Genomic DNA, 11,881 nt, shown 5'->3' on the forward strand with positions numbered 1-11,881 from the left:
TGCTATGGGGAGAAATCCCATACCATCCTCCGGTTGGACAAATGTCTGATCCCCCGCTGAGGCTAAACCGGTAAGGAATAACGACATGGCTCTTCCAGAGTTCACCATGCGTCAGCTGCTTGAAGCTGGCGTTCACTTCGGCCACCAGAAACAGCGCTGGAACCCGAAGATGCAGAAATACATCTACGGTTCGCGTAACGGCATCCACATTTTTGACCTGACTCAGACTGTTCCGATGCTGGACCAGGCTCTGAACGTCATTCGTGACACCGTTGCTAAAGGCGGCCGCGTTCTCTTCGTTGGCACAAAGCGTCAGGCTCAGAAGCCTGTTGCTGAGGCTGCAGAGAAATGCGCTCAGTACTACATGAACCATCGTTGGCTCGGCGGCACTCTGACCAACTGGCAGACCGTTTCGCAGTCGATCAACCGTCTGAAGGCAATCGACGAATCCGCAGAGCGCGGCTTTGAAGGCCTGACCAAGAAAGAGCGTCTCAACGCTGAACGTGAGCAGGCAAAACTGCAAGCGTCCTTGGGCGGTATTCGCGAAATGGGCGGCATTCCGGACCTGATGGTCGTTATCGACGTAAACAAAGAAGACCTGGCCATCCTCGAAGCAAACAAACTGGGTATTCCGGTTGTTGGCATCGTCGACACCAACTCTTCGCCAGACGGCGTTGACTACGTTGTTCCGGGCAACGACGACGCTGCACGCGCTATCGCTCTTTACTGCGATCTGGCTGCACGCGCTGCTCTGGACGGCATGTCCGCTCAGATGGCTAAAGCTGGCTTTGACCTCGGCGCCGTTGAAGAAATGGCTGAAGAAGTACTGGCTGACGAAGCTGCTGCAGCTGCGGCTGCTGCAAACTAATCGCGGCACTGTCGCAATATCGTTACCGGGCGCTTGCTATCTCGGCGCCCGGACACCCAAATTTGCAGGAGATGTGAAATGGCTATCACCGCAGCTATGGTGAAAAAACTGCGCGAGTCGACCGGCGCAGGCATGATGGACGCTAAAAAAGCGTTGACCGAAACTGATGGCGACATGGAAGCAGCTGTAGACTGGCTGCGCACCAAAGGCCTCGCAAAAGCAGCGAAAAAAGCTGACCGTACCGCTGCTGAAGGCCTCGTCGCTGTTGCAGTTGCTGGCGGCAAAGGCGTTGCGATCGAAGTTAACTCTGAGACCGACTTTGTTGCTAAAAACGCAGAATTCCAGGGCATGGTTACTGCAATCGCAGGCGCCGCACTTACCGTTTCTGACGTTGATGCGCTGAAAGCAGCTGAAATCAACGGTAAGACTGTTGAGTCGACTGTTACCGACGCGATCGCAAAAATCGGTGAAAACCTGACCCTGCGCCGCATGGCTGTGATCGAAGGCGCATCGGTTGTGACCTACGTGCACAACGCTGCTGCTGACGGCATGGGCAAAATCGGTGTTCTGGTCGCTCTCTCGGGCGAGAACGAAGCATTCGGTAAGCAAGTTGCAATGCACATCGCTGCTGCGTCGCCTGCGGCACTCTGCGAAGCGGACATGGATCCGGCCCTCGTTGAAAAAGAGCGCGCTGTTCAGATCGAGATCGCACGTGAATCCGGCAAGCCGGACGCAGTGATTGAGAAGATGATCGTTGGCCGTATGGCTAAATTCGTTGCTGAATCGACCCTGCTGGGCCAGGCGTTCGTTGTGAACCCTGACCTGACCGTCGAAGCTGCTGCGAAAGAAGCTGGCGTTGAAATCACTGGCTTCATCCGCATGGCTGTTGGCGAAGGCATCGAAAAAGAAGTCAGCGACTTCGCAGCTGAAGTTGCTGCAATGAACAAATAATTCTGCGTTTGCAGTTTAAGGAAAGGGCCTGCCAGTTTGGCGGGCCTTTTTCGTTTCAGGGTTCGATAGTGACATAAAAAGCGGCGCGACATCGGGAGAACGTCGCGCCGCAAAATCATGCAGATATCAGGATGGGATGGACACCCGCATGCTTTTAAGGGCTGGGCCATCAAGGCAAACCTTAATACCCCAGCAACCGGTTAGACCGGAGCGATACGGTTATCCTGACAATTAACAGGGGTTCCGCACCGCTTTGTCCCAGGCCCAAGGCCACCACTCACGGACAATTATAGCTAACCGTAAAAGTTTAGGGGCGAAAAGTACGGTAAACCTGACCTTTAAATTAGTATCAGCTGTGTACTTTGCGCGCCTAGATTGCATCAGGTGTCTATCACGAACATTTGGTTGAAAAATGCTGCCTTTAGAACGGCTTGTGCGGTGGTGTCCACGTCGAGGTTGTCACGCGCTAGGCGAAGATGTTTTTCTACGGTCGCCGCTGTGAGGCCCATAATCTGCGCAATGTCTTGCGTCGTTTTTCCATCACCGACCCACTCAAGAACTTCACGCTGACGTTTTGTCAGTGGGCGCGCATGTGAGTAGGGTAGGGTCATCAATTTAAGGTAAGACACGTTGTTTATGAGGACGATTTCGCGGCCATGTTCGGCCCAAATGCGATCCACATCGGCTTGGCTCAAACCTTTTCGGGCAGTCAGCGCTATCGCGCCCTTGGTCCTAGCGGAAATGGAACTGAAACTGATCGTGTAGCCAGCGACGACATCCATAGAACGATTAAACTCTAACGCTGCGAGTTCTGCGGCACTCAGTTCGCCAGCTTCGATCCGATCTTGGAGCCAAGACCAGCTACAAGCGCCTTCATTTTCCAGAGCCCAACGCACCATCGGAGCGTTGAAATACAAACCCTCATCGATGAAGTGCCGCATGTATTCTGGCGATTGGTTCGTCAACAGAACCCAGTCGAGTGGATCGCCCAAAGAATGTTCGGTCCGATACCGCGTGTAACCAAAAATCAAGCGATCAAAGCCGTATCCCGCCATAGCCTCAGTCATCAAGCTCCAAAGCACGTCAACGCGCGGAGCGTTCGTGATTTCTTCGAGGAGACGGATAAAGTTCATTCTATGGGCGTTCTGTTGTGATCTTCGTCGCTAAAGTTGATACCATTCTAAGATGTTCTGTCCAAGACTTAGTTTCCGCGCCATTTATTTACATAATACTGATTATACATTATTTATACCGAGGCAAATGACACTTCGAGCTTTTGAATATCATTGTCCCTTTTTCAAACCTTACAGCTCAATTCGATGTGCAACTATCTGATCCTAATCATTTATAAATCTATTTGATATTATATCGTGCAAGATTTCATTGGGCGTTGATGCTCTGTTTGGCTACCCTACTTTCGATTAAATACGCGACGGGAGGCGCTGAATTTCATGAGCTCTACGACCTTTGACTATGTCGTTGTTGGCGCTGGGACAGCTGGATGTCTTCTGGCGAACCGCTTGTCTGCCAATCCTAGAAATCGTGTTTTGCTGCTTGAGGCTGGCAAAAAGGATAACTACCCGTGGATCCATATCCCCGTTGGTTATCTCTATTGCATTGGCAACCCTCGGACTGATTGGCTTTTTAACACCGAGTCCGAACCAGGTTTGAACGGGCGTTCATTGCGCTATCCGCGCGGTAAGACGCTCGGTGGTTGTTCGTCGATCAACGGAATGATCTACATGCGTGGTCAAGCGCGCGACTATGACAACTGGGCGGACCTTACGGGTGATGATGATTGGTCGTGGGAAAACACCCTGCCCGCCTTCAAGGCCCATGAGAACCACTACAAACTAGATGACAACGCTGATCCGGCAGATGGCGACAACGGGCGTTTTTCGGATTTGCACGGTCATGGTGGTGAATGGCGCATCGAAAAACAACGGCTAAGATGGGATATTCTGGACAGTTTTGCAGAAGCTGCCGAACAATCTGGCGTGCGTCGCGTCGATGATTTCAATACCGGAGACAACGAAGGTGTTGGATATTTTGAAGTAAATCAACGGTCTGGCTGGCGCTGGAACAGTTCCAAGGCATTTCTGCGGCCAGCATCCAAACGCTCAAATCTGACTATCTGGACTGAGGCTCAGGTCGAGAAACTCACCTTTGAAACCGATGCAAATGGTCAGTTGAAATGCACAGGCGCGGTCGTGAACCGTAAAGGTGCTCAGGTCACTGTCACGGCTGAAAAAGAAGTCGTTTTGTCCGCTGGTGCAATCGGTTCGCCGCAAATTTTGATGTTGTCAGGGGTCGGTCCAGCCGAAGAGCTGACATCGAATGGCATCCCTGTTGTCGCCAATGTTCAAGGCGTCGGTCGCAACCTTCAAGACCATCTGCAAATTCGCACTGTTTTCAAGATTGAAGGTGCTAAGACGCTGAATACGCTTGCGAATAGTTTAATTGGCAAGGCGATGTTCGGGCTTGAATATGCGATCAAACGCTCTGGTCCTATGAGCATGTCACCCTCTCAACTTGGGGCGTTTACGCGGTCCGATGCATCTCGCACCCACGCTAATTTGCAGTATCATGTGCAACCGCTGAGCCTCGATGCGTTTGGTGATCCATTGCACGATTTCCCTGCTTTCACGGCGAGCGTCTGTAACCTCAACCCGACTTCGACCGGCAATGTTACGCTTCGGTCAGCGAACCCGTTTGATGCCCCAAAAATCGCGCCAAATTACCTCTCAACTGAAGAGGACCGTTTGGTCGCGGCTGAGAGTATCCGTCAGGTCCGCAATATCGTGGCGCAGCCTGCCTTGGCAAAATACAAACCTGTCGAATGGAAACCCGGTCCTCAGTTCCAAACAGACGAGGAATTGGCCCGCCTCGCTGGTGATATCGCGAGCACGATTTTCCATCCTGTCGGCACGACGAAAATGGGTCGCGCGGACGATGATACGGCCGTGGTCGATAGCCGTTTGCGTGTCAAAGGTATCAAAGGGTTGCGCGTTGCAGATGCCGGCGTGATGCCAAAGATTACCTCGGGCAATACGAATTCGCCAACTCTCATGATTGCTGAAAAAGCGGCGGGATATATCCTCGCTGATGCACACTAACACCTCTTCTTCAGGATTTCGGAAATGTCTATCCCTTCCCGTGACACGCTTCCTCTCTCTGGCGTCAAAGTCATTGATTTTGGACAATATATCGCGGGTCCCGCGGTTGCGATGATCCTTGGCGATCTGGGCGCTACAGTGGTTCATATCGATCCGCCCGGTGGTCCGATGTGGCAGAGCCCCGCGAATGCGACCCTCAACCGCAATAAGATGATTGTGACGATTGATCTTAAGTCTGAAGAAGGTGTCGAACAGGCCAAAGCGCTTATCGCGGAAGCTGACATCGTGATCGAGAACTTTCGTCCGGGAAAACTGGCAAAGCTCGGTATTGATTTTGCTGAACTGCGCCAGTCGCAGCCTGACTTGATCACCGTCTCGATCCCCGGTTTTGCCTCTGCGGATGACGAACGTCGTGAATTGCGCGCCTATGAGAGTGTCATCGCGGCGAGTTCGGGCGTGTTTACGGACATGGGTTTGAACCGTGTTCTGATGGGCGTGAACCCGTCATTCTCTCCCCTGCCCCTCGCCTCTTCATACGGTGCGATGATGGCAGCATCCGCTGCGGTTCTGGCGCTTCAGGCGAGGGAACGCACGGGGCTGGGTGATCAGATTGAGGTGCCGCTGGCGAGCGCGGTTATGGAAGGCCTGTGTTACAATTCGATTAAAATCGATGGGCTGCCGGAACGCTACATCACCCAGCGTGAACAAGAAATCACGCGTCGTCGGACCGAAGGCCTGCCGATGAATGTAACCTATGAAGAGCTGCAAGAGCTCCTTGACCCATTCTATCGCAGCTACCTCTGCAAGGACGGTCGGATGTTCTATGTCGTCTGTCCGAGCCATAAGACCCACGCGAAGCGGTGTCTGCAAACGCTCGGCATCTATGACGATCTCGTGGCCGAAGGTCTTCAGGAAGAGGATGATACTTACAAACCAACCAGCGAATGGTCATCCGATGTATCGCTCGGTGTTTATCCACTGCCGAAATTCTGGGCGGATAAAATCGCGGCAAAGATGAAAGAGGTATTCATCACGCGAACCGCCAAAGAGTGGGAACGCATTTTTGGCCGCAACAAATTCCCCGGTGCGCCGCAGCGCTGGTTGCAGGAATGGATCAACGACGACCACGCGGAAACATCGGGTCTGATGATCGATGTTGAGGATCCTGAATACGGAATGATGATCCAACCTGGACCTGTCGTCTGGCTAGAAGAAAGCGGTGAAGCAGCGCTCTATCCGATTCCCCGTCGTTGGGTGGATGTGAGCAGCGCCCTTGCTCAGTTGAAGAGACAGCGCACCAAACTGCCGCGTGTAACCAATCCGAATGATCGGTCTGGCTGGCTGGAAGGTGTCCGTGTGCTTGATCTCTGCAACGTGATCGCGGGTCCGCATTCGGTGAGCTATCTGGCCCGTTTTGGGGCTGAGGTGATCAAGCTTGATCCGTCAAAGCCTATGTATGACGCTTGGAACACGGTGATCTTTGGCATGTCTCACATGCGCGGGAAAAAATCAGTTCTGACAGACATCACGTCCGAGCATGGGCGTAAGGTGTTCGAAGACCTTGTAAAGTCCGTCGATGTGATTGTGTGGAACGCGCCCGATAACCAGATCAAAGCTATGGGATTGGACGCGGATAACCTCGCACGGCTGAACCCTGATGCGATCTTCTGTAAGCTTGATTGTTTCAGCGGCGTGCGTCGTGGTCCGCGGACCGACTATGTGGGCTACGATGACCTTGTGCAGGCGACGACAGGGATCATGTTGCGCTTTGGCGGGCTGATGAGTGAGCCAGAGGAACACGCACACGTTGGAACGATTGATGTGATGTGCGGGTTCGGTGGTGCATTGGGCGTCGCAACGGCGCTTTATCAAAAGCTTAAGACAGGCAAAACAGGTCGCGGTCGCACATCGCTTTCTGCCAACAGCGGGCTTTTGCAGGTGCCATTCTGCTATGACTACACAGGCCGCGGTTTGTTCGATGAACCGTCAGGGCGTTACGTGAATGGCTATGATGCGTTGTCGCGGTTCTACTACACGGCCTCAGGTGAATACCTGCTTCTTTCGACTTACGAGAAAGACATCGGACGCCTAGAAGCGATCGAGGCTTTTGCCGGGCTATCCGCCCTGCCCCTCGAGGAGCGCGAAGGGTTCCTCGCCGGCGTGTTTGCGAATGATACCTCTGCGGCGTGGCTCGAGGTCTTGCGGGCGAATGATATTGGCGCGGCGGTCTGCGACAACATTGACGCCTTGCGCGCAGCCTACGTTCGGACGCCAGATGGCACTCCGGGTATTGATCGCGGTAGCTATTCGTTCTCGGTTTATGAGGATCACCCGAGCGGCCATACAGTCACGCAGCTCGATCCATTTGCCGTTCGCCCCGTACGCGGTGCTGTGAATATGATGGATCCTGCCGAAAAATACGGCGCCTCAACGCGCTCGGTCCTGATTGAGCTTGGCTATAGTGAGACCGACATTGACGTGATGCTGCAAAACGGATCGATCAGCGAAACGTGGAGCAAAGAATATCTGCCGAGTTAAGTCGGCCAAACGTCGTCAATGGCGTCAAAGGCAAGTTGAACAACTGGATCATCGCGGCGTTGCGCAAGGCTGACGAAACTCAGCGATGTATCCAGTCGTTTGCCTGCTAGGATGGTGACGTTGCCAGACTGGGCTTCTCGGAGCGCAATGGATTCACGCGCGAGGCTAAGGCCAACGCCTGTGCGCACCATAGCCAGCATCGACGATTCCTGATCGACCTGTGCGACTTGGTTTTGACGGAGGCCCATCCTATCAAAAACCTTCGTCAGCAAACGGTTATGAACCGATGCCGGCGGCGTTCCGATCCAAGGCAATGTAGCCAATTCGCGCCAATCGTAGTCTTTGGCCGATCCTAAGAGCGCTGGCGGGGCCACCACGCAATACGTCAGCGTAGATAGGTGACGCGCGTGGAACTGTTCCAGGTCTGTTGGTTGATCGAAGTCACCGAGGTAAAACCCGACATCCAAAGTATCATTTCGCAGATAGTCGAGCACTTCACCACTAATCCCGTGACGAAGTGAGGTCGAAACCCCTGGCCCGACTTGCAGCATCTGCTGCAAAAAGGCGCCCAAACGGGTGAATTCAGGGTCGATGATGGTGCCCACGCGCAAGGTGCCCTGCAGATGGGTCCGCATCGTTTGTAAAAGGCGGTTGAAGTCTTGGACCGAGCCTAAAACTTGCTCAGCCTTCGTCGCTAAAAGTGCACCGTCTTTGGTTAACTCTAGCCCCGTCGCCGTTCGTTTGAATAGCACGAGGCCGCTCAATTGACCCAGCTTGCGCAACTGGAAACTCACCGCAGGTTGGGAGAGGTTCAGGATGTCTGCGGCACGCGTCACGTTGCCCTCACGGGCCACGACGACGAGTGCGCGCAGCAGTTTCAGGTCATGGACGGCAAGACGTTCGACATCGCTCATCGCCGCCCTCCTCTATGTTGCACCGATTACGACTTGATAACGATACCGCTAGGGGTTTTGCAAAGCAGTTCGTGACCTGTTTCGGTGATAACAATAGGTTCAGTCGTTTCAATACCACCGTCGTCGAGCCAAAGTGCAGGCATAAAGTGGAATGTCATTCCCGGACGCAGAACCGTTTTGTCGCCTGCGCGGAATGACATTGTGCGTTCACCCCAATCCGGCGGATAGCTGAGGCCGATGGCATAACCGCAGCGGCTGTCTTTGACAAAACCGAGCTTGTTGAGGGTTTGGTTAAAGGCGTTGGCGACATCTTCGCAGCGGTTTCCCGGTTTTGCTTGTTCGAGGGCCGCAGCTGTGGCTTCAGTGACCGCATGTTCCGCATCGATGAACTTTTGCGGCATGGTGCCAAAGAACAGCGTGCGCGACTGCGGGCAATGGTAGCGACGATGAACGCCCGCAATTTCAAAAAATGTCGTTTCGCCGGTGCGCAGAGGCGTGTCATCCCAAGTCAGGTGCGGTGCTGTCGCGTCGAGGCCAGACGGCGCCATTGGCACGATGGCGGGATAGTCACCCCAGTGGCCACCGACGCCCTTGATCGCCGTATGATAAATCTCAGCAACCAGATGGTGCTTTGGCATGCCTGGTTCAGCGACTTCGGCGATACGCGCGTGCATGGCTTGAACGATGTCGGCGGCACGGCGCATGTAGGTCAGTTCGGTCGGGCTTTTGATCGCGCGCTGCCAGTTCACGAGGCCTGTCGTGTCGACGAAGGTCGCCTTTGGCAGACCTTTGATCAGTGATCCATAAGCCGCTGCGCTGAAATAGTAATTGTCCATTTCGACGCCGACGCGACCCGCGTCCCAGCCATAACCCTCAATGACCCGCGACAGGTCTTCCATCGGATGTTTGTCAGGGTTCTGAACGTAGCTATCCTCATACCCAAAGATGTTGTCTTCTTGCATGAAAACGGTGCGCAAGGCACCCGCTGCATCCATTCCACGACCCCACCAGATAGGTTCCCCTTCCATGCCGAGGATCACGGCCTGATGAACGTAGAACGACCAGCCATCGTAGCCTGTGAGCCACGCCATATTGGACGGGTCAGAGACGATGATGGTATCAACGCCCGCGGCTTCCATCGCCGCGCGGGTTTTCTCAATACGATCCCAGTATTCTGAATCTGCAAACGATGGGCTTGTGCGCGTGCTTGGCATAGTGAAACCTTTCGAAGTGGTTCGCCTACGCTACGCGATAAATTAGCGTTTAAAAGCCCAAAAACGCCTTAGCCTAGCGCGTATCCGGCACCGCGAACAGTGCGCACTGGGTCATTACCACCATGGGCGGTAAGCGCTTTTCTCAGTCGCCCGACGTGCACGTCAACAGTACGGGTATCGACGTAAATATCGCGTCCCCAAACACGATCGAGCAGTTGATCACGCGACCAAACACGGCCTGGTTTTTCGATGAAGGTCGACAAGAGACGAAACTCTGTTGGGCCGAGTTTCAACTGTTCACCATCACGGGTGACGCGGTGGGTTTCGCTGTCAAGTTGAATATCCTCAAACACCATAACCTGACCCGCCATTGTCGGACGCGAGCGACGCAACTGTGACCTCACGCGGGCCAGTAGTTCTGTCACCGAATAGGGTTTGGTCACATAGTCGTCGGCGCCTGTTTCTAGGCCACGAACCTTGTCGCCCTCCTCGGACCGTGCGGAGAGCATGATGACGGGAATTTCACGAGTCTCAGGGCGCGTTTTCACCTGACGGCACACCTCAATCCCAGAGACATTCGGAAGCATCCAGTCCAGAACAATCACATCAGGGAGTTCTTCGCTGATCATCAGAAGTGCTTCTTCACCATTTACAGCGAACGACACCGTGTAACCCTCTGATTCGAGGTTGTATTTCAGAACCTCACGTTGCGCGGGTTCATCTTCGACGACGAGAACGAGGGGTTGCTGAGCCATTAATCAACCTTGGAAATATACGAGGTACTATCGGCTTTGGGGCGGCTATCTTCGGGTAGTTCACCTGTCACCAAATAGATGACTTGTTCAGCCATATTGGTCACCAGATCGCCCATGCGTTCGATGTTCTTCGCGATGAAATGCAGGTGCATACAGGCCGTGATGTTGCGCGGGTCTTCCATCATGAACGTGAGGAATTCGCGGAACATTGCGTTATACATCTGATCGACGTCATGGTCGTGTTCTCGGACCTGTTCAGCCAGTTTCGCGTCACGTTGAATGTAGGCATCCAAAACGTCACGTAGCATGCCTTCGACTTCGCGTGCCATACGGCGCAGGGACGCATCGGGCCCTGGGATTTCGCGCATCTCAACCAGAACATTGGTGCGTTTCGCCATGTTCTTTGCATAGTCGCCGATACGCTCGAGGCTGCCAGCCAGTTTGAGCGTGGTCAGTACAGTGCGCAGGTCTTTGGAGACAGGCGCGCGCAGAGCGATGCAACGTGCGGCCTCTTCGTTGATGCGCAATTCCAGCTCGTCGATTGCCTTATCATTGGCGCGGACCTTTGCTGCCAATTCAACGTCGCGGGTTTCCAGCGATTGTGCACCGTCAAGAATTGCAGCCTCGACTAGGCCACCCATTTTCATAACCAAAGCCTGAATGGCTTCGAGGTCGCGGTCGTAGGCGGATAGGATGTGTTGGTCACTCATTATGTGCGCTCCTTAGCCGATACGGCCGGAAATGTAGCTCTCGGTGCGGGGATCAACCGGATTGGTAAAGATCTGACCCGTCTCGCCATATTCAACGAGGTTCCCGAGGTGGAAGAAGGCTGTCTTTTGGCTCACCCGTGCAGCCTGCTGCATTGAGTGGGTCACGATCACGACTGAGAAGTTGGACCGCAGTTCGTCGATCAGTTCTTCAACCTGTGCTGTCGCAATCGGGTCGAGCGCCGAACAGGGTTCGTCCATCAACAGGACTTCAGGCTGGGTCGCGACGGCACGTGCAATACAAAGACGCTGCTGCTGACCACCAGAAAGGCCCGTGCCGGGCGCATCAAGGCGATCCTTGACCTCGTTCCAAAGCGCCGCACGCTTTAGCGAGCTTTCGACGATCTCATCGAGATCAGTCTTGTTCTTAGCAAGGCCGTGGATGCGCGGACCATAGGCAATATTGTCATAGATCGACTTAGGGAACGGGTTCGGCTTCTGGAACACCATGCCGACCTTTGCACGCAGTTGCACAGGGTCAACGCGTTTGTCGTAGATGTCTTCGCCGTCCAAAAGGATATCACCCTCGACACGGCAAATATCGATGGTGTCGTTCATCCGGTTCAACGAACGCAAGAACGTGGATTTACCACAACCCGACGGACCAATGAACGCAGTCACGGTTTTATCCGCGATATCAACATTCACGTCTTTGATGGCATGAGTGGTTCCGTAGTAGACCTGCACGTTGCGGGCCGAAAATTTGATGTCCTTCATGTCCACCGCTCTATCTATTAGTCGCATATCGTTCATGGTTT

At 53.9% G+C, this 11,881-nt stretch carries 10 protein-coding genes; 4 read left to right on the forward strand and 6 right to left on the reverse strand.

From position 1 onward, the window contains the following. Positions 1 to 85 precede the first annotated feature (85 nt). Both rpsB and tsf read left to right on the forward strand, forming a co-directional pair. Complete coding sequence (gene rpsB, locus BSK21_RS06420) at positions 86 to 868, forward strand: 30S ribosomal protein S2 (protein ID WP_067544959.1); 783 nt, start codon at positions 86 to 88, stop codon at positions 866 to 868. A gap of 78 nt (positions 869 to 946) precedes the next feature. Continuing rightward, positions 947 to 1,819 carry a translation elongation factor Ts gene (gene tsf, locus BSK21_RS06425; RefSeq protein WP_067544962.1) on the forward strand — a complete coding sequence of 291 codons (873 nt, stop codon included), beginning with the start codon at positions 947 to 949 and terminating at the stop codon, positions 1,817 to 1,819. 380 nt (positions 1,820 to 2,199) lie between these two features. On the opposite strand, the gene BSK21_RS06430 is transcribed toward tsf, so the two are convergent. Next, a complete protein-coding gene (locus BSK21_RS06430) occupies positions 2,200 to 2,952 on the reverse strand; it encodes a LuxR family transcriptional regulator (protein WP_067544966.1) in 753 nt (250 codons plus the stop codon). Between the two features lie 318 nt (positions 2,953 to 3,270). Here BSK21_RS06430 and BSK21_RS06435 point away from each other — a divergent pair, with 318 nt between their 5' ends. Both BSK21_RS06435 and BSK21_RS06440 read left to right on the forward strand, forming a co-directional pair. Then, positions 3,271 to 4,935, forward strand: a complete 1,665-nt coding sequence (locus tag BSK21_RS06435) for a GMC family oxidoreductase (protein ID WP_067544969.1) — start codon at positions 3,271 to 3,273, stop codon at positions 4,933 to 4,935. 24 nt (positions 4,936 to 4,959) lie between these two features. Then, complete coding sequence (locus BSK21_RS06440) at positions 4,960 to 7,473, forward strand: CoA transferase (protein WP_067544972.1); 2,514 nt, start codon at positions 4,960 to 4,962, stop codon at positions 7,471 to 7,473. Here BSK21_RS06440 and BSK21_RS06445 read toward each other — a convergent pair. The 5 genes from BSK21_RS06445 to pstB all read right to left on the reverse strand — a co-directional run bounded on the left by BSK21_RS06445 (position 7,470) and on the right by pstB (position 11,876). Beyond that, positions 7,470 to 8,387, reverse strand: a complete 918-nt coding sequence (locus BSK21_RS06445) for a LysR family transcriptional regulator (protein WP_067544975.1) — start codon at positions 8,385 to 8,387, stop codon at positions 7,470 to 7,472. The genes BSK21_RS06440 and BSK21_RS06445 overlap by 4 nt on opposite strands. 26 nt (positions 8,388 to 8,413) lie before the next feature. Next, on the reverse strand, positions 8,414 to 9,601 hold the full coding sequence (gene doeA, locus BSK21_RS06450) for an ectoine hydrolase DoeA (protein ID WP_067544978.1): 1,188 nt from the start codon (positions 9,599 to 9,601) through the stop codon (positions 8,414 to 8,416). Between the two features lie 68 nt (positions 9,602 to 9,669). Continuing rightward, positions 9,670 to 10,356, reverse strand: coding sequence for a phosphate regulon transcriptional regulator PhoB (gene phoB / locus BSK21_RS06455; RefSeq protein ID WP_067544982.1), 687 nt, complete (start codon positions 10,354 to 10,356; stop codon positions 9,670 to 9,672). Next, positions 10,356 to 11,066, reverse strand: coding sequence for a phosphate signaling complex protein PhoU (phoU, locus tag BSK21_RS06460; RefSeq protein ID WP_067544985.1), 711 nt, complete (start codon positions 11,064 to 11,066; stop codon positions 10,356 to 10,358). Before phoU ends, phoB begins: the two co-directional genes overlap by 1 nt. Positions 11,067 to 11,078: 12 nt before the next feature. After that, entirely contained in the window at positions 11,079 to 11,876 is a 798-nt protein-coding gene (pstB, locus tag BSK21_RS06465) for a phosphate ABC transporter ATP-binding protein PstB (protein WP_067544988.1), read from the reverse strand. Positions 11,877 to 11,881 lie beyond the last annotated feature (5 nt).

The organism is Marivivens sp. JLT3646, from assembly GCF_001908835.1.
In the GTDB taxonomy this organism is placed as follows: domain Bacteria; phylum Pseudomonadota; class Alphaproteobacteria; order Rhodobacterales; family Rhodobacteraceae; genus Marivivens; species Marivivens geojensis.

Excerpts from the sequence above, each read along its gene's own strand:
- doeA (WP_067544978.1), bottom strand. The coding sequence starts at position 9,601 with ATGCCAAGCACGCGCACAAGCCCATCGTTTGCAGATTCAGAATACTGG.
- tsf (WP_067544962.1), top strand. The coding sequence starts at position 947 with ATGGCTATCACCGCAGCTATGGTGAAAAAACTGCGCGAGTCGACCGGC.
- BSK21_RS06445 (WP_067544975.1), bottom strand. The coding sequence starts at position 8,387 with ATGAGCGATGTCGAACGTCTTGCCGTCCATGACCTGAAACTGCTGCGC.
- BSK21_RS06430 (WP_067544966.1), bottom strand. The coding sequence starts at position 2,952 with ATGAACTTTATCCGTCTCCTCGAAGAAATCACGAACGCTCCGCGCGTT.
- pstB (WP_067544988.1), bottom strand. The coding sequence starts at position 11,876 with ATGAACGATATGCGACTAATAGATAGAGCGGTGGACATGAAGGACATC.
- phoU (WP_067544985.1), bottom strand. The coding sequence starts at position 11,066 with ATGAGTGACCAACACATCCTATCCGCCTACGACCGCGACCTCGAAGCC.
- BSK21_RS06440 (WP_067544972.1), top strand. The coding sequence starts at position 4,960 with ATGTCTATCCCTTCCCGTGACACGCTTCCTCTCTCTGGCGTCAAAGTC.
- rpsB (WP_067544959.1), top strand. The coding sequence starts at position 86 with ATGGCTCTTCCAGAGTTCACCATGCGTCAGCTGCTTGAAGCTGGCGTT.
- phoB (WP_067544982.1), bottom strand. The coding sequence starts at position 10,356 with ATGGCTCAGCAACCCCTCGTTCTCGTCGTCGAAGATGAACCCGCGCAA.
- BSK21_RS06435 (WP_067544969.1), top strand. The coding sequence starts at position 3,271 with ATGAGCTCTACGACCTTTGACTATGTCGTTGTTGGCGCTGGGACAGCT.